Source organism: Pseudomonas sp. GD04015 (assembly GCF_029837675.1).
Taxonomy (GTDB): domain Bacteria; phylum Pseudomonadota; class Gammaproteobacteria; order Pseudomonadales; family Pseudomonadaceae; genus Aquipseudomonas; species Aquipseudomonas paralcaligenes.
Window position 1 is genome coordinate 1 of sequence record NZ_JAOEEE010000050.1, and the last position, 17,215, is coordinate 17,215.

At 65.2% G+C, this 17,215-nt stretch carries 19 protein-coding genes; 10 read left to right on the forward strand and 9 right to left on the reverse strand.

Going from position 1 to position 17,215, the window contains the following annotated elements; genetic code table 11:
* On the forward strand, positions 1 to 673 hold a 673-nt coding region (locus tag N7640_RS24100), incomplete at its 5' end, for a 3-hydroxyacyl-CoA dehydrogenase family protein (RefSeq protein ID WP_279905933.1).
* Between the two features lie 100 nt (positions 674 to 773).
* Positions 774 to 1,547, forward strand: coding sequence for a transporter substrate-binding domain-containing protein (locus N7640_RS24105; protein ID WP_279905932.1), 774 nt, complete (start codon positions 774 to 776; stop codon positions 1,545 to 1,547).
* Positions 1,548 to 1,560: 13 nt separating this feature from the next.
* Here N7640_RS24105 and ptrC read toward each other — a convergent pair whose 3' ends face one another.
* A complete protein-coding gene (gene ptrC / locus N7640_RS24110) occupies positions 1,561 to 1,770 on the reverse strand; it encodes a type III secretion system co-regulatory protein PtrC (RefSeq protein WP_279905931.1) in 210 nt (69 codons plus the stop codon).
* An 18-nt stretch (positions 1,771 to 1,788) separates the two neighbouring features.
* Positions 1,789 to 1,905: a PA2485 family small membrane protein gene (locus N7640_RS24115; RefSeq protein ID WP_279905930.1), complete on the reverse strand. Its 117-nt coding sequence runs from the start codon at positions 1,903 to 1,905 to the stop codon at positions 1,789 to 1,791.
* A gap of 204 nt (positions 1,906 to 2,109) precedes the next feature.
* Here N7640_RS24115 and N7640_RS24120 point away from each other — a divergent pair, with 204 nt between their 5' ends.
* Positions 2,110 to 2,838: an amidotransferase gene (locus tag N7640_RS24120; RefSeq protein WP_279905929.1), complete on the forward strand. Its 729-nt coding sequence runs from the start codon at positions 2,110 to 2,112 to the stop codon at positions 2,836 to 2,838.
* Positions 2,839 to 2,841: 3 nt separating this feature from the next.
* Here the strand turns inward: N7640_RS24120 and N7640_RS24125 are convergent, their stop codons facing one another.
* From N7640_RS24125 to cspD, 3 genes are all read right to left on the reverse strand, one after another.
* Positions 2,842 to 3,813 carry a magnesium and cobalt transport protein CorA gene (locus N7640_RS24125; RefSeq protein ID WP_279905928.1) on the reverse strand — a complete coding sequence of 324 codons (972 nt, stop codon included), beginning with the start codon at positions 3,811 to 3,813 and terminating at the stop codon, positions 2,842 to 2,844.
* A 64-nt stretch (positions 3,814 to 3,877) separates the two neighbouring features.
* On the reverse strand, positions 3,878 to 4,600 hold the full coding sequence (locus N7640_RS24130; protein ID WP_279905927.1) for a 1-acylglycerol-3-phosphate O-acyltransferase: 723 nt from the start codon (positions 4,598 to 4,600) through the stop codon (positions 3,878 to 3,880).
* Between the two features lie 251 nt (positions 4,601 to 4,851).
* A complete protein-coding gene (gene cspD / locus N7640_RS24135; protein WP_220814918.1) occupies positions 4,852 to 5,115 on the reverse strand; it encodes a cold shock domain-containing protein CspD in 264 nt (87 codons plus the stop codon).
* Between the two features lie 229 nt (positions 5,116 to 5,344).
* Between cspD and clpS the strand changes: the two genes are divergently transcribed.
* Positions 5,345 to 5,707: an ATP-dependent Clp protease adapter ClpS gene (gene clpS, locus N7640_RS24140; RefSeq protein WP_220814917.1), complete on the forward strand. Its 363-nt coding sequence runs from the start codon at positions 5,345 to 5,347 to the stop codon at positions 5,705 to 5,707.
* Positions 5,708 to 5,737: 30 nt separating this feature from the next.
* On the forward strand, positions 5,738 to 8,014 hold the full coding sequence (gene clpA / locus N7640_RS24145) for an ATP-dependent Clp protease ATP-binding subunit ClpA (protein ID WP_220814916.1): 2,277 nt from the start codon (positions 5,738 to 5,740) through the stop codon (positions 8,012 to 8,014).
* A 94-nt stretch (positions 8,015 to 8,108) separates the two neighbouring features.
* Here the strand turns inward: clpA and infA are convergent, their stop codons facing one another.
* The 4 genes from infA to trxB form a co-directional block, all read right to left on the reverse strand.
* Entirely contained in the window at positions 8,109 to 8,327 is a 219-nt protein-coding gene (gene infA, locus N7640_RS24150; RefSeq protein ID WP_137973350.1) for a translation initiation factor IF-1, read from the reverse strand.
* Positions 8,328 to 8,461: 134 nt separating this feature from the next.
* Positions 8,462 to 9,169, reverse strand: coding sequence for an arginyltransferase (locus N7640_RS24155; protein ID WP_279905926.1), 708 nt, complete (start codon positions 9,167 to 9,169; stop codon positions 8,462 to 8,464).
* Between the two features lie 68 nt (positions 9,170 to 9,237).
* Positions 9,238 to 9,918, reverse strand: coding sequence for a leucyl/phenylalanyl-tRNA--protein transferase (gene aat / locus N7640_RS24160; protein WP_279905925.1), 681 nt, complete (start codon positions 9,916 to 9,918; stop codon positions 9,238 to 9,240).
* A gap of 40 nt (positions 9,919 to 9,958) precedes the next feature.
* Positions 9,959 to 10,906, reverse strand: coding sequence for a thioredoxin-disulfide reductase (gene trxB, locus N7640_RS24165; RefSeq protein ID WP_220814913.1), 948 nt, complete (start codon positions 10,904 to 10,906; stop codon positions 9,959 to 9,961).
* A gap of 172 nt (positions 10,907 to 11,078) precedes the next feature.
* Between trxB and ftsK the strand changes: the two genes are divergently transcribed.
* From ftsK to serS, 5 genes are read left to right on the forward strand one after another with little or no spacing between them, the layout of a single operon-like run.
* Complete coding sequence (ftsK, locus tag N7640_RS24170; protein WP_220815039.1) at positions 11,079 to 13,526, forward strand: DNA translocase FtsK; 2,448 nt, start codon at positions 11,079 to 11,081, stop codon at positions 13,524 to 13,526.
* A gap of 14 nt (positions 13,527 to 13,540) precedes the next feature.
* Positions 13,541 to 14,167 (forward strand): outer membrane lipoprotein chaperone LolA, encoded by a 627-nt coding sequence (lolA, locus tag N7640_RS24175; RefSeq protein ID WP_220814912.1) that lies wholly within the window; start codon positions 13,541 to 13,543, stop codon positions 14,165 to 14,167.
* A gap of 17 nt (positions 14,168 to 14,184) precedes the next feature.
* Positions 14,185 to 15,507 (forward strand): replication-associated recombination protein A, encoded by a 1,323-nt coding sequence (locus N7640_RS24180; protein WP_279905924.1) that lies wholly within the window; start codon positions 14,185 to 14,187, stop codon positions 15,505 to 15,507.
* A complete protein-coding gene (gene crcB / locus N7640_RS24185; protein WP_220814910.1) occupies positions 15,507 to 15,881 on the forward strand; it encodes a fluoride efflux transporter CrcB in 375 nt (124 codons plus the stop codon). The genes N7640_RS24180 and crcB overlap by 1 nt, the downstream gene beginning before the upstream one ends.
* Positions 15,882 to 15,894: 13 nt before the next feature.
* Positions 15,895 to 17,175, forward strand: coding sequence for a serine--tRNA ligase (gene serS / locus N7640_RS24190; protein WP_279905923.1), 1,281 nt, complete (start codon positions 15,895 to 15,897; stop codon positions 17,173 to 17,175).
* Positions 17,176 to 17,215 lie beyond the last annotated feature (40 nt).

Consider the following 17,215-nt stretch of genomic DNA (forward strand, 5'->3'; position numbering starts at 1 on the left):
GATCGTGGTCGAGGACAGCCGTGGCTTCTTCACCTCGCGGGTGTTCGGCACCTTCACCAACGAGGGCATCGCCATGCTCGGCGAAGGCGTGAGCGCGGCGATGATCGAGAACGAGGCGCGCAAGGCCGGCATGCCGGTCGGGCCGCTGGCGATCAGCGACGAAGTGTCCATGGGCCTGATGGAGCACATCCGCAAGCAGACCGTGGCCGATCTCGCCGCCGAAGGCCGCAGCCTGCCCGAGCACCCGGCGTTCAGGGTGATCGAACTGATGCTCCACGAGTACAAGCGCCCGGGCAAGGCGGCCGGCGGCGGCTTCTACGACTACCCGCAGGGTGGCAAGAAGCACCTGTGGCCGGAACTCAAGGCGCACTTCGAGAAGGCGGATGCACAGATTTCCCAGGAAGACGTGCGCGACCGCATCCTGTTCATCCAGGCCATCGAGACCGTGCGCTGCCTGGAGGAGGGCGTGCTGAAGTCGGTGGCCGACGCCAACGTCGGTTCGATCTTCGGCATCGGCTTCGCCGCCTGGACCGGCGGGGCGCTGCAGTTCATCAACCAGTACGGCGTGCGCGATTTCGTCGCCCGTGCCCAGTACCTGGCCGAGCAGTACGGCGAGCGCTTCCTGCCGCCGGCCCTGCTGCTGGAGAAGGCGGCCACGGGCGAGCGCTTCTGATCGCACCTGGCAACGAGCGAACCGGCCCATGTGGCCGGTTTTGCTTTTCGGGGGCTTTCTGTCATCGTGCCGGCAAGCGTCGGTGGGAGTGCAGCAGCGCGTGAGCACGCGAAAGGCGATCAGAACGGTGTTGCTGGCAGGCCTGCTGGCTTCCGCCACCTTTGCCGCGGCCGACGAAGCGTTCAATGTCTATATCGGCCAGGGGCAGATGCCGTTCGCCGATGACGATCCCGCCGACCGTGGCGTGTACGGCGACCTGATGAGCGAGCTGTGCCGGCGTCTGCAGCGAGAATGCCGCTTCCATAGCGTGCCCTGGAAGCGGGTGCAGCTGGCGGTGGCCAACGATCCGCGCGGTATCGTGCTCAACCTGGGGCGCACGGCGGAGCGTGAAGCGGGATTCGTCTGGCTGCTGGGCGTGCTGCCCACTTCCTACGTGCTGGCGAGCAAGCGCCAGCGCTTCGATACCCTTGCCGAGGCACTGGAAGCGGGTCCGCTGGTGGTGATGGGCGGCACGCCCAGGGCCCAGGAGGCGTTGTCCCTGCGGCAAGAAGGGCAGTCGGTGGTGGAAGTGACAGACCCCGAGCAGGCCGCGCGCATGCTGCACGGCGGCCGGGTGCTGGCCTGGTACGAGATAGACCTGCGCGTGCGCTACCTGTGGCGGCAGCTCGGCTACGACGAGCGCGCGCTGATCTCCGGCTTGCCGGTGAGCACGAACCGCAGCTTCATCGCCGGCAGCCCGGTGCTCAGGGACGCCCCATCGCTGGCCGGGCAGATGCAGCAGGCATTCGCGGACATGCAGGCGGACGGCTCCTGGCGGCGAATCCTGGTCCGCCATCTCGGTGACGAGCTGGCGGGCCGACTCCTGGCGCCGTGATGGGCAAGCCCGTTCAGGCCGCCAGGCACAGACCCTTCTGCAGGCAGATCACGTCGTGTATGGCCATTTTCTCATGCTGCCGGGTGGGCATGCGCAGGGTCAGCAGGCTGCCATCGTCCAGGTGGATGGTGGCTTCGGACTCGAACTGCAGGCCGGTGTCGCCGAAGCTGACGTAGGTGACGCCGTAGCTGCTGGTGTTCGCGAAGGCTTCGGTGATGGACATGACGGTTCCTCCCTCGGGCTAATCGCCAGTGGCTTGTTGGCGGGGATGGGCCTGTTGTGGCTGTTGTGGGGTGACCGGCACGCTGCGGAAGGCGGAGGCGGCGATCAGGCTGGCGATGGCGGCGAAGCTGCTCATGAATCTCTCCTGTTGAGGTGATCGGGAACGCTTGCATCTTTGCCGAGCCGTTTCATCGACAGAAGTGAATGGTGGGCATGGTAGGTATCGAGAGCGGTGATGTTGCCGGTCCGGCGAGGCCCCGTGGCTGTTGCGTTCCGGGGGCGCTTCGATGCACGCTAGCCGCTTCCTCCTCCCTCCCTGCCGTCTCAGGTGATCCGCTCCATGTCACTGCGTATCTGCATTCTGGAAACCGATGTACTCCGCCCCGAACTGATCGACCAATACCAGGGCTACGGCCGCATGTTCGAGCGGTTGTTCGCCAAGCAGCCGCTGGCGGCGACCTTCGAAGTGTTCAATGTGGTACAGGGCGACTACCCGGCCGACGGGGAGCGCTACGACGCCTATCTGGTGACCGGCAGCAAGGCGGATTCGTTCGGCAGCGATCCGTGGATAGGCGTCCTCAAGACCTACCTGCTGCAGCGCTACGAGAGTGGCGACAAGCTGCTCGGCATCTGCTTCGGCCATCAGTTGCTGGCGCTGTTGCTGGGCGGCCGCGCCGAGCGGGCTACCCAGGGCTGGGGCGTGGGCATCCACCATTACGAGCTGAAGCAGCAGGTGCCGTGGATGAGTCCTGCCCTGGAGCAGCTGACACTGCTGATCAGCCACCAGGACCAGGTCACCGCGCTGCCGGAAAAGGCGACGCTGCTGGCCTCCAGCGAGTTCTGCCCGGTGGCCGCCTATTGCATCGAGGACCAAGTGCTGTGCTTCCAGGGCCATCCGGAGTTCATCCACGACTACTCCCGCGCGCTGCTGGACATCCGCCAGCACTGCATCGGTGAGCCGGCCTACCGCGAGGCGGTGGAGAGCCTGGCCCACGACCACCAGGGCACCACCGTGGCCGAGTGGATGATGCGCTTCGTCGCCCAGGGGAAGGCGGCCGGGGCCGCCTGACCGCTACAGCCAGCCCATCCGCTTGAAGTTGGCGAACAGGCCGGCGCAGCCGAGGCCGACGAAGCCGAGCACGCCGAAGTAGCCGTAGTGCCAGGTCAGCTCCGGCATGTACTGGAAGTTCATGCCGTAAATGCCCGCCACCGCCGTCGGGAACGCCAGGATCGCCGCCCAGGCGGCGAACTTGCGCTGGGTCAGGCTCTGCCGCGAGGACTCCAGCAGCAGGCCGATCTCGATGGCGTGGTCGGCCATCTCGCGCAGGCCGGTGAGGTCTTCCATCAGCCGGTTGACGTGAATGGCGATGTCGCGGAAGTACGGCCGCATGTGCTTGTCGATGAAAGGGAAGTCGAGCTGCTGCAGCTCCTGGCAGATCTCCGACAGCGGCGCCACCTGGCGGCGCAGGCGCAGCAGGTTGCGCCGCAGACCGTGGATGCGCTCCACATCGGCCTGCTCCAGCGGACAGTTCAGCACCGTCTGCTCGATATCCTCCAGCTCCGCGTGGGCGCTGTCGAGCAGCGGGCGGTAGTTCTCGATCACGAAGCTGAGCAGGGCGTAGAGCACGAAGTCCTCGCCATGCTCCAGCAGCAGCGGGCGCGCCTCGCAGCGCTGGCGCACGGTGGAGTAGGGCGCGGAGTCGCCGTAGCGGGCGCTGATCACATAGCCCTTGCCGGCGAACAGCTGGGTCTCGACGAACTCGATACGGCCTTCGCGCTGGATCGGCGAGTAGAGCACCATGAACAGGGCGTCGCCGAAGGTCTCCAGCTTGGGCCGGGTGTGCTGGGCGAGGGCGTCCTCCATGGCCAGTTCGTGCAGGTCGAACTGCTGCTGGAGTGCGGTGAGCTGGGTGCTGTCGGGGTCGCGCAGACCGATCCAGACGAAATGGCCGGGTCTGGAAGCCCACTGGCGGCCTTCCTCGATGGCGATATCGGCGACTTTCTTGCCCTTGGCGTAGGCGGCTGCGGCAACGACCTGACCCATGGATAGTCCTCTGCATGGCGATGAGGCAGCTTAACCCAGCCGCCCGGTCGCTGCAGAGGCGCGGTCAGGCGCGGGCCAGCTGCTGGTCCAGTTGCTCGATGCACTCGCGCATCAGTTGCTGGCAGCGCTCCATCAGGTTCGGCAGATCCTCCAGGGTCAGGCCCAGGGTGGGAATGGCCGGCAGTGAGCGGATCAGCACCTTGCCGCTGCTCCAGTTGTTGAGCTTCAGGCGGCCGGCGTAGGTGCTGACGCACACCGGGATGATCGGTACCCCGGCGGCGATGGCCATCTGGAAGGCGCCTTTCTTGAACGGCAACAGGCCATCGCCCTGGTTGCGGGTGCCCTCGGGAAAGACCCAGATAGAGGTGTCGCGCTTCTGTAGCGTCTCGGTGGTTTCCATCATGGCCCGCTTGGCCTTGCGGCCGTTGCCCCGGTCGATCAGCACGTTACCGGCGAGCCAGTAGAGCTGGCCGAAGAACGGGATCCACTTCAGGCTCTTCTTGCCAATGCTGACGGTGCGCGGCGGTACGACGCGGCCGAGGACGTAGAGGTCGTAGTTGGACTGGTGGTTGGCGATCACCACGCATGGGCGGTCCTGGCCGAACAGGCTTTTCACGTCGGTCTTGAGCTTGAGTCGGAGCATGCACAGGGCCGGCAGCGAATACAGACGGGCGCAGAGGCGGCTGTTGTCCGGGTTGAATGGTCGGCACAGGCCGAGCAGCAGGCCCAGTACACCGGCCAGCACGAAGTGCAGCCCCATCAACAACATGCGAGCGAGGAAAAGCATCGAAACAGCCACCGGGAGGAAGAGGGTGGCGAAGTGTACGGACGTGCACTGTTTTCGACAATTGACGCCGATCAGAGGTTATTGCCGGGTATTTCGCGAGCTGATGCTCAGAAAGTCTGCGAAGAAGGGAAGATATCGGCGCCGGAGGCCATGTCACTGTGTTGCCAGGGCGCAACAGGAAGACGGGGGCGTTGTGCTGGGGCCCGAAACCCCATCGCTGGCCGGCGATGGGGCTGGGCGGTCGCCTTGTTTCAGGCTTCTACCGGGGTGCTTTGCGGCGAGCTGACGGTGGCCGGGGATTCACCGGGCGCCAGAATCGAGCTGATATTCACGGCATGCAGCCCCTTCGGGCCCTGCAGAATATCGAACTTGACCGCCTGGCCGGCCTTGAGCGTCTTGTAGCCGTCCATCTGGATAGCCGAATAATGGGCGAACAGGTCCTCATCTCGGCCGTCGGCCACGATGAACCCGTAGCCCTTGGCGTTGTTGAACCACTTGACCTTACCGCTGAGCATGCTGACATCCCTCTGCAAAGGACTCCATCACTGGAGTATCATCCACTTCAGCTCCACGTCCGACTTCAGCCGTTTGGGCGCTAGCCGCGGAACCCCGATACCCGCATGGGTATTGACTGTTTGTAACACCGTTTTGCCTTTAGTCAAGGTGCCAGGTCGGCCGGCTGAGAAGCCGGTCATACTCCCCCTGGCTCCACTCTCCGACCGGTCGCGACACCTTTAGTTCAGCATGCATCCACGCAGCCAGATTCAACTAACATCCCATCAGGATCGACCCGACGAATACGAGGACGATTCGAACGGCCTGGCCGTGCAGGAGTCGAAACCGGCGCTGCAGGCCCCACCCATGTACAAGGTGCTGATGTTCAACGACGATTACACTCCGATGGATTTCGTTGTCGAAGTACTGGAAGTGTTCTTCGGTATGAACCGAGAGATGGCCACCAAGGTCATGCTTACTGTCCATACCGAAGGAAAGGCAGTATGCGGGTTGTTCACCCGCGATATCGCGGAGACCAAGGCGATGCAGGTCAACCAGTACGCCCGGGAAAGCCAGCATCCGCTACTCTGTGAGATAGAAAAGGACGGTTGACGCCGTCCCGCTTGGGGAAGAGGTGAAGCTATGTTGAATCGAGAGCTGGAAGTCACCCTCAATCTGGCCTTCAAGGAGGCACGTGCCAAGCGCCATGAATTCATGACGGTCGAGCACCTCCTTCTTGCCCTGCTGGACAACGAGGCGGCCGCCACCGTGCTGCGCGCCTGCGGCGCCAATCTGGACAAGCTCCGGCATGATCTGCAGGAGTTCATCGACTCCACCACGCCCCTGATCCCGCAGCACGACGAAGAGCGCGAGACCCAGCCGACCCTGGGCTTCCAGCGCGTGCTGCAGCGTGCGGTGTTCCACGTGCAGAGCTCGGGCAAGCGCGAAGTCACCGGCGCCAACGTGCTGGTGGCCATCTTCAGCGAGCAGGAGAGCCAGGCGGTGTTCCTGCTCAAGCAGCAGAGCGTCGCCCGCATCGACGTGGTCAACTACATCGCCCATGGCATCTCCAAGGTGCCGGGCCATGCCGATCATCACGAAAACGAGCAGGAGATGCAGGACGACGAAGGCGGCGAGTCCTCGGCGTCGAGCAATCCGCTCGACGCCTATGCCAGCAACCTCAACGAACTGTCCCGTCTCGGTCGGATCGACCCGCTGGTCGGTCGCGAGCACGAGGTCGAGCGCGTGGCGCAGATCCTGGCGCGCCGCCGCAAGAACAACCCATTGCTGGTGGGTGAGGCCGGTGTCGGCAAGACCGCCATCGCCGAAGGGCTGGCCAAGCGCATTGTCGACGGTCAGGTCCCCGATCTGCTTTCCGAGAGCGTGGTGTATTCCCTCGACCTCGGCGCTCTGCTGGCGGGCACCAAGTACCGCGGCGATTTCGAGAAGCGCTTCAAGGCATTGCTCAACGAGCTGCGCAAGCGCCCGCACGCCATCCTGTTCATCGACGAGATCCACACCATCATCGGTGCCGGCGCGGCCTCGGGTGGCGTGATGGATGCCTCCAACCTGCTCAAGCCGCTGTTGTCTTCGGGCGAGATCCGCTGCATCGGCTCCACCACCTTCCAGGAGTTCCGCGGTATCTTCGAGAAGGATCGTGCCCTGGCAAGGCGTTTCCAGAAGGTGGACGTCACCGAACCGTCCGTCGAGGACACGGTGGGCATCCTCAAGGGACTCAAGACCCGCTTCGAACAGCACCACCACATCGAATACAGCGACGAGGCCCTGCGCGCCGCTGCGGAACTGGCGGCGCGCTACATCAACGACCGCCATATGCCGGACAAGGCCATCGACGTGATCGACGAGGCGGGCGCCTATCAGCGCCTGCAGCCGGAAGACAAACGGGCCAAGCGCATCGACGTGGCCCAGGTCGAGGACATCGTCGCCAAGATCGCGCGGATTCCACCGAAGCACGTCAGCAGCTCGGACAAGGAGCTGCTGCGCAATCTGGAGCGCGACCTCAAGCTGACGGTATTCGGCCAGGATGCGGCGATCGACTCGCTGTCCACCGCCATCAAGCTGTCCCGCGCCGGCCTCAAGGCACCGGACAAGCCGGTGGGCTCCTTCCTTTTCGCCGGGCCGACCGGCGTCGGCAAGACCGAGGCGGCGCGCCAGCTGGCCAAGGCCATGGGCATCGAGCTGGTGCGCTTCGATATGTCCGAGTACATGGAGCGCCACACCGTCTCGCGCCTGATCGGTGCGCCTCCCGGCTATGTCGGCTTTGACCAGGGCGGCCTGCTGACCGAGGCGATCACCAAGCAGCCGCATTGCGTGCTGTTGCTCGATGAGATCGAGAAGGCCCACCCGGAAGTGTTCAACCTGCTGCTGCAGGTGATGGACCACGGCACTCTGACCGACAACAACGGGCGCAAGGCGGATTTCCGCAACGTGATCCTGATCATGACCACCAACGCGGGTGCCGAAACCGCCGCGCGGGCGTCGATCGGCTTCACCCAGCAGGACCACTCGTCCGACGCCATGGAAGTCATCAGGAAGAGCTTCACGCCGGAATTCCGCAACCGTCTGGATACCATCATCCAGTTCGGCCGCCTGACCCACGAAGTCATCAAGAGCATCGTCGACAAGTTCCTCACGGAGTTGCAGGCGCAGCTGGAGGACAAGCGTGTGCAGCTGCTCGTCAGCGACGAGGCGCGTGGCTGGCTGGCGGAGCGTGGCTACGACGTGCAGATGGGCGCGCGGCCGATGGCACGGCTGATCCAGGACAAGATCAAGCGGCCGCTGGCCGAGGAGATCCTGTTCGGCGAGCTGGCCGAGCACGGTGGTGTGGTGCACATCGAACTGGAGGGCGGCGAGCTGCGCTTCGAGTTCGAGACCACTGCCGACGCCGAACCCGCCTGAGCGGCAAGCAGGCAAACGAAAACGCCCGGCAATGCCGGGCGTTCTGCATTCTGACCTGTCTGGCGGACCTTCTATCGGGTTCCGCCTGGCGGAATCAGCGGGCGCGGTAGGTGATGCGGCCCTTGCTCAGGTCGTACGGCGTCAGTTCGACGCGGACCTTGTCGCCAGTCAGAATGCGGATGTAGTTCTTGCGCATCTTGCCGGAGATGTGCGCGGTAACGACGTGCCCGTTTTCCAACTCCACACGGAACATGGTGTTGGGCAGGGTGTCGACGACAGTACCTTCCAGTTCGAAGCTGTCTTCTTTCGACATGCAGTAAAGCCCTCGGTATCCAAAGAATGGCCCGGCGCGATGGGCGCCCAGGCAAAAGCGGCGTGCATTGTGCCCGAAAAGGGTAAGGGCCGCCAAGTGGCTGGAAAGTCGGGAAATGGGCAGAGGCGTCGTATTCAGGTCAGTACGACCCAGCGCTGATTGACGAAAAGCTCGATGGGGCGGTACTGGGTCTTGTAGCTCATCTTCCGGCAGTTCTTGATCCAGTAACCGAGATAGACCGCCTGCAGGCCCAAACGTGCGGTTTCTCCGATCTGCCAGAGAATGGCGTAGCGACCCAGGCTGCGACGCTCCTCGTCCGGGTCGTAGAAGGTGTACACGGCCGACAGTCCGTTGGGTAGCACGTCGGCTACCGCCACTGCGACCAGCCGTTCGGCCAGGCGGAACTCGTAGAAGCGGGCGAAGGGCAGGTCGCGGACCAGAAAGGTACTGAACTGGTCGCGGCTCGGCGGGTACATGTCGCCGTCCGCGTGGCGCTGCTCGATGTAGCGCACATAGAGCGCGTAATACTCCTCGTTGAACTCCGGACGAACGGCCTGGACCCGGATGTCGGTGTTGCGCTTGAGGATGCGCTTCTGCTGGCGGTTGGGGATGAACTGGTCGGCGGGTATGCGCGCCGGTACGCAGGCGGTGCAGCGCTGGCAGTGCGGGCGATAGAGGTGGTCGCCGCTGCGGCGGAAGCCCATTTCCGAGAGTTCGGCGTAGACCTGCACGTCCATGGGCTGGCTGGGATCGAGGAACAGGGTGGTCGCCTGTTCTTCGGGCAGGTAGCTGCACGGGTGTGGCTGGGTGGCGTAGAACTTGAGGCGAGCCAGTTCGGTCATGGTCGATCCTCGGGAAGATCCCAGGGGACAGTGTATGTCAGGCCAATGGTGCCTACCACAGCCCCGGTTCAGCGCTGCCAGTGGCTCGCGCCGGGCTGGCCCAGGTAGCGTTCCAGATAGGCGGCGAAATCCCGGCGGGCGATAGGACGCGCGCCGAAGCTGTGCAGGTGCCGGGTCGGCATCTGGCAGTCGATCAGCACGAAACCCCAGTCACGTAACTGGCCGACCAGGGTGGCGAAGCCGACCTTGGAGGCGTTGTCGGCGCGACTGAACATGGATTCGCCGAAGAAAAGCCTCCCCATGGCCAGACCGTAGAGGCCACCGACCAGTTCCTCTCTCAGCCAGACCTCGACCGAGTGGGCGAGGCCCCGTTCATGCAGGTTCAGGTAGGCGTCGCGCATCGAAGTAGTGATCCAGGTGCCGTCCGCGTAGTCGCGTGGCCCGGCGCAGCCTGAGATGACGGCGGCGAAATCCTGGTTGAACGTCACCCGATAGCGCTGCTGGCGGATCAGCTTGGCCAGGCTGCGGGACAGGTGGAACTCCTCGGGGAACAGCACGGTGCGCGGGTCCGGCGACCACCAGAGCAGGGGCTGGCCCTCTGAGAACCAGGGGAAGCAGCCGTGACGGTAGGCGGCGATCAGGCGTTCCGCGGACAGGTCGCCACCGGCCGCCAGCAGGCCGTCGGGCTCGCGCAGGGCCTTTTCCAGCGGCGGGAAGTCCAGCGAATCTCGCTGCAGCCAGGTCAGCATGGAGTGGGGAGGGCGGGCGTTTGCCGTCCGCCCGGGGGGCTCAGATGTCGAGGTACTTCTCGGCATCCAGCGCGGCCATGCAGCCGGCGCCGGCCGAGGTGATGGCCTGGCGGTAGACATGGTCGGCCACGTCGCCGGCGGCGAACACGCCCTCGATGCTGGTGGCGGTGGCATTGCCTTCGCCGCCGCCCTGGACGATCAGATAGCCGTCGCGCATTTCCAGTTGACCCTTGAACAGGTCGGTGTTCGGCTTGTGGCCGATGGCGATGAACACGCCGGCCAGCTGCAGCTCGCTGGTGCTGCCGTCAAGGGTGCTCTTCAGGCGCACGCCGGTGACGCCGGTGTTGTCGCCCAGCACTTCGTCCAGGGTGTTGTTCCAGTGCAGGCGGATGTTGCCGTTGGCGGCCTTCTCGAACAGCTTGTCCTGCAGGATCTTCTCCGAGCGCAGCTTGTCGCGGCGATGGATCAGGTGCACCTCCTTGGCGATGTTGGACAGGTAGAGGGCTTCCTCGACGGCGGTGTTGCCGCCGCCGACCACGCACACCACCTGGTTGCGGTAGAAGAAACCGTCGCAGGTGGCACAGGCGGAGACGCCCTTGCCGGCGAAGGCCTCCTCGGAGGGCAGGCCGATGTACTGGGCGCTGGCGCCGGTGGCGATGATCAGTGCGTCGCAGGTGTAGGTGCCGCTGTCGCCCTTGAGGGTGAAGGGCTTGCTCTGCAGCTCGGCGGTGTGGATGTGGTCGAAGACGATCTCGGTCTCGAAGCGCTCGGCATGCTCCTGCATGCGCTGCATCAGCGCCGGGCCGGTCAGGCCATGGACGTCACCCGGCCAGTTATCGACCTCGGTAGTGGTGGTCAGCTGGCCGCCGGGCTGGATGCCGGTGATGACTACAGGCTTGAGGTTAGCGCGGGCGGCATAGACGGCGGCGGTGTAGCCGGCCGGGCCGGAGCCCAGGATGATCAGGCGTGAGTGCTTGACTTCGCTCATAAAAAGACCCCATAAGCCTTTGTCACGAAAGAGAATGCATGCTCCAATTGAGCCGCACGTGAGGGATAGCCGGGTATGCTACACCGAAGCAGGATGAGCCGGCAAAACGGCCCGGCGGCCTGGCGCGATACCTGTAAATTTGTACAATGGTCGCTGCTTTGCGTGCCCATCGATCCGTCAGTCGCGCCTTGAGCGCAGGAATGACAGCGTTTTGAAGAATTCCAGTACAGCAGCCCAGGCGCCGGCCTGGCGTCAGCAATTGCAATACCGCCTCAAGGAAGGGGCGCTGATCGCGCTCGGCGCGCTCTGCCTGATTCTCTGGATGGCGTTACTGACCTACAACCAGAACGACCCGGGCTGGAGCCACACCAGCAGCACCCAGCAGGTGCAGAACGCCGCCGGCCGTGCTGGCGCCTGGTTCGCCGACATCCTGTTCATGGCCCTGGGTTATTTCGCCTACCTGTTCCCCCTGCTGCTGGCGGTGAAGACCTGGCAGGTGTTCCGCAACCGTCACCAGCCCTGGCAATGGAGCGGCTGGCTATTCTCCTGGCGGTTGATCGGTCTGGTATTCCTGATCCTGTCCGGTGCCGTGCTGGCCTACATCCACTTCCATTCCGCAGCCGGCATGCCCGCCTCGGCCGGCGGTGCGCTGGGCGAGAGCCTCGGCCAGCTGGCCCTGGGCGCGCTCAACGTGCAGGGCAGCACGTTGCTGTTCCTGGCGCTGTTCCTGTTCGGCCTGACGGTGTTCGCCGACCTGTCCTGGTTCAAGGTGATGGACCTGACCGGCAAGATCACCCTCGACCTGATCGAGCTGGTGCACAGCCTGATCACCCGCTGGTGGGAGGCCCGTCTGCAGCGCAAGCAGCTGGTCGCCCAGTTGCGCGAGGTGGACGAGCGGGTCGCCGAGGTGGCCGCGCCGGTGGTACCGGATCGCCGCGAGCAGGCCAAGGTCAAGGAGCGCCTGATCGAGCGCGAGGAGACCCTGACCAAGCACATGGTCGAGCGCGAGACCCGCACCGCACCGGTCATCGCGCCGCCTCCGCCGCCCAAGGCCGCCGAGCCGAGCAAGCGCGTGCTCAAGGAAAAGCAGGTGCAGCTGTTCGAGGAGGGCAGTGCGCTGGCTGGAACCCTGCCGCCGATTTCCATCCTCGACGTGGCCGAGAAGAAGCAGAAGAGCTTCTCGCCCGAGTCCCTGGAGGCCATGTCGCGCCTGCTGGAGATCAAGCTCAAGGAGTTCGGCGTCGAGGTGGTGGTCGAGTCCGTGCACCCGGGCCCGGTGATTACCCGTTTCGAGATCCAGCCGGGCATCGGCGTCAAGGTCAGCCGCATCTCCAACCTGGCCAAGGACCTGGCACGCTCGCTGGCGGTGATCAGCGTGCGCGTGGTCGAGGTGATCCCGGGCAAGACCACGGTCGGCATCGAGATTCCCAACGAGGACCGGCAGATCGTGCGCTTCTCCGAGGTACTGTCCTCGCCGGAATACGATGACGCCAAGTCGCCGGTGACCCTGGCGCTCGGCCACGACATCGGCGGCAAGCCGGTGATCACCGACCTGGCCAAGATGCCGCACCTGCTGGTGGCCGGTACCACCGGCTCCGGTAAGTCGGTGGGCGTCAATGCCATGATCCTGTCGATCCTGTTCAAGTCCACGCCGGAAGAGGCGCGGATGATCATGATCGACCCGAAGATGCTCGAACTCTCCATCTACGAGGGCATCCCGCACCTGCTGTGCCCGGTGGTGACCGACATGAAGGAGGCCGCCAACGCCCTGCGCTGGTCGGTGGCCGAGATGGAGCGCCGCTACAAGCTGATGGCGGCCATGGGCGTGCGTAATCTGGCCGGTTTCAACCGCAAGGTGAAGGATGCCGAGGAAGCCGGCACGCCGCTGTCCGACCCGCTGTACAAGCGTCAGTCGATGGAAGACGAGGCACCGCTGCTGAAGACCCTGCCGACCATCGTCGTGGTGGTCGACGAATTCGCCGACATGATGATGATCGTCGGCAAGAAGGTCGAAGAACTGATCGCGCGTATCGCGCAGAAGGCGCGGGCCGCCGGCATCCACCTGATCCTCGCCACCCAGCGCCCGTCGGTGGACGTGATCACCGGCCTGATCAAGGCCAACATCCCGACCCGCATGGCCTTCCAGGTATCCAGCAAGATCGACTCGCGCACCATCCTAGACCAGGGTGGCGCCGAGCAGCTGCTGGGCCACGGTGACATGCTCTACCTGCCGCCCGGCACCGGTCTGCCGATCCGCGTGCACGGCGCCTTCGTCTCCGACGACGAGGTGCACCGCGTCGTCGAGGCCTGGAAGCAGCGTGGCGCGCCGGACTACATCGAGGACATCCTGGCCGGCGTCGAAGAGGCCGGCAGCGGCTTCGAGGGCGGCGGCGGTGGTGAAGGCGGCGAGGGCAGCGAGGAAGACCCGCTGTACGACGAGGCCGTCAACTTCGTTCTGGAAAGCCGCCGGGCTTCGATTTCCGCTGTGCAGCGCAAGCTGAAGATCGGCTACAACCGCGCCGCGCGGATGATCGAGGCCATGGAAATGGCCGGCGTGGTCACGCCGATGAACACCAATGGCTCGCGCGAGGTCATAGCGCCGGGACCTTCCCGAGACTGACGAAGAGGATTTCCATGCGCCTGATCCGCATGCTGCTGCTGGCCGCGCTGGCCTGCAGCCCCGTTCTAGCCCATGCCGACGACGAGGCCGCGGTCAAGCGCCTGACCGGCCTGCTCGACCGCGCCCAGACCCTGACCGGGCGCTTCTCCCAGCTGACCCTGGATGGCTCCGGCACCCAGCTGCAGGAGACCTCCGGCCAGCTGGCGCTGCAGCGTCCGGGCCTGTTCCGCTGGCACACCGACGCGCCGCAGGAGCAGCTGCTGGTGTCCAACGGCCAGAAGGTCTGGCTGTACGACCCGGACCTGATGCAGGTGACCATCCAGACCCTCGACCAGCGCTTGACCCACACTCCGGCGCTGCTGTTGTCCGGTGACGTGTCGAAGATCCGCGAGAACTTCGATATCACCTTCAAGGAAGGTGGCGACGTGGTCGACTTCATCCTCAAGCCCAAGGCCAAGGACACGCTGTTCGACAACCTGCGCCTGTCCTTCCGCAAGGGCGTGATCAACGACATGCAGCTGATCGACAGCATCGGCCAGCGCACCAACATCCTGTTTCTCGGCATCAAGATGAACGAGAAGCTGGATGCCGCCCAGTTCGACTTCCAGGTGCCGGAAGGCGCCGACGTCATCCAGGAATAACGAGGCCGCCGCACACCGTGGATCTGTTCCGTTCCGCCCCCGTCGCCCAGCCCCTGGCGGCGCGCCTGCGCGCCACCAGCCTGGACGAGTACGCCGGGCAGGAACATGTGCTGGGCCCGGGCAAGCCGCTGCGCGAGGCGCTGGAGCAGGGCGCCCTGCACTCGATGATCTTCTGGGGCCCGCCCGGGGTCGGCAAGACCACCCTGGCGAGGCTGCTGGCGCAGGTTTCCGACGCGCACTTCGAGACGATCTCGGCGGTGCTGTCCGGGGTGAAGGAAATCCGCCAGGCGGTGGAGATGGCCAAGCAGCAGGCAGCCCAGTACGGGCGCCGCACCATCCTCTTCGTCGACGAGGTGCACCGCTTCAACAAGAGCCAGCAGGACGCCTTCCTGCCCTATGTGGAAGACGGCACGCTGATCTTCATCGGCGCCACCACCGAGAATCCTTCGTTCGAGCTGAACAACGCGCTCCTGTCGCGGGCCCGCGTCTATGTACTCAAGAGCCTGGACGAGGCGGCCATGCGCAAGCTGGTGGCGCGTGCCCTGGGCGAGGAGAAGGGCCTGGGCAAGCACAACCTGAGCCTGCCCGAGGAGAGCTTCCAGATTCTCCTGGCCGCCGCCGACGGTGACGGCCGGCGCCTGCTCAACCTGCTGGAGAACGCCGCCGACCTGGTGGAGGATGGCGGCTCGATCGGCATCGAGCTGCTGCAGAACCTGCTGGGCGACAGTCGCCGTCGCTTCGACAAGGGCGGCGAAGCCTTCTACGACCAGATTTCCGCGCTGCACAAGTCGGTGCGCGGCTCCAACCCGGACGCCGCGCTGTACTGGTACGCGCGCATGCTCGACGGCGGTTGCGACCCGCTGTACCTGGCCCGGCGCGTGGTGCGCATGGCCAGCGAGGACATCGGCAACGCCGACCCGCGCGCCCTGACCCTGTGCCTCAACGCCTGGGACGTGCAGGAGCGTCTGGGCAGCCCCGAGGGTGAGCTGGCGGTGGCCCAGGCCATCGTCTACCTGGCCTGCGCGCCGAAGAGCAACGCGGTGTACATGGGTTTCAAGGCGGCCATGCGCGACGCCGCCGAGCACGGTTCGCTGGAGGTGCCGCTGCACCTGCGCAACGCGCCGACCAAGCTGATGAAGCAGCTCGGCTACGGCGACGAGTACCGCTACGCCCACGACGAGCCGGATGCCTACGCCGCCGGCGAGGATTACTTCCCCGAGGAGCTGGAGCCGCGCCGCTACTACGAGCCGGTGCCGCGTGGCCTCGAGCTGAAGATTCGCGACAAGCTGAACCATCTGGCCGCGCTCGACGCCGCCAGTCCCCGCAGGAGACGCCCCTGATGCTCAACGTGGTGATCGCCGTCGCTATCGGCGGCATGGCCGGAACCCTGCTGCGCTTCGCCACCGGCAACTGGGTGTCGGCGCACTGGCCGCAGCACTTCTACGGCGCTACTCTGGCGGTCAACCTGATCGGTTGCCTGCTGATCGGCTTCCTCTACGGCCTGTTCCTCCTGCGCCCGGAAGTGCCGCTGGAGCTGCGCGCGGGGCTGATCGTCGGTTTCCTCGGCGGGTTGACCACCTTTTCCTCCTTTTCCATGGATACGCTGCGCCTGCTGGAAAGCGGCCAGCTGCCGCTGGCCATCGGCTATGCGGGGCTCAGTGTGGTGGGCGGCCTGCTCGCCACCTGGGCCGGCCTGACATTAACCAAGCTCTGAACGAGAACCTCCCATGCTCGACTCCAAACTGGTCCGTACCCAACTGCAGGATATCGCGGACCGCCTGGCAACCCGTGGCTTCCAACTGGACGTGGCGCGCTTCGAGGCGCTCGAGTCCCAGCGCAAGTCGGTGCAGACCCGCACCGAACAGCTGCAGGCCGAGCGCAACGCCCGCTCCAAGTCCATCGGCCAGGCCAAGGCGCGTGGCGAGGACATCGCTCCGCTGCTGGCGGAAGTCGACAAGATGGGTAGCGATCTGGAAGAGGGCAAGCGTGAGCTGGACGCTATCCAGAGCGAGCTGGACGATCTGCTGCTGAACATCCCCAATCTGCCGCACGAATCCGTGCCGGTCGGCGCCGACGAAGACGGCAACGTCGAGGTGGCGCGCTGGGGCACGCCACGCAGCTTCGACTTCGAGATCAAGGACCACGTCGCCCTCGGCGAACAGCACGGCTGGCTGGACTTCGAGACCGCCGCCAAGCTGTCCGGCGCGCGCTTCGCCCTGCTGCGCGGCCCCATCGCCCGCCTGCACCGCGCCCTGGCCCAGTTCATGATCAACCTGCACACCGGCGAGCACGGCTACGAGGAGGCCTACACCCCGTACCTGGTGCAGGCCCCGGCCCTGCAAGGCACCGGCCAACTGCCGAAGTTCGAGGAAGACCTGTTCAAGATCGCTCGCGAAGGCGAGGCGGACTTCTACCTGATCCCGACCGCCGAGGTGTCGCTGACCAACATCGTCGCCGGCGAAATCCTCGACGCCAAGCAGCTGCCGCTGAAGTTCGTCGCCCACACCCCCTGCTTCCGCAGCGAGGCGGGCGCCTCCGGTCGCGACACCCGCGGCATGATCCGCCAGCACCAGTTCGACAAGGTCGAGATGGTGCAGATCGTCGAGCCGGGCAAGTCCTTCGAGGCGCTGGAGAGCATGACCTCCAACGCCGAGCGTGTGTTGCAGCTGCTCGAACTGCCGTACCGCAAGCTGGCTCTGTGCACCGGCGACATGGGCTTCTCCGCGGTGAAGACCTACGACCTGGAGGTCTGGGTGCCGAGCCAGGACAAGTACCGCGAGATTTCCTCCTGCTCCAACTGCGGCGACTTCCAGGCCCGCCGCATGCAGGCGCGCTACCGCAACCCGGAAACCGGCAAGCCCGAACTGCTGCACACCCTCAACGGCTCCGGCCTGGCAGTGGGTCGCACCCTGGTGGCGGTGCTGGAGAACTACCAGCAGGCCGACGGCAGCATCCGCGTACCGGACGTGCTGAAGCCCTATATGGGCGGCATCGAAGTTATCGGCTGAGCCGATGACGGATGCACAATAGCGGGGTGGCGACGGCCAC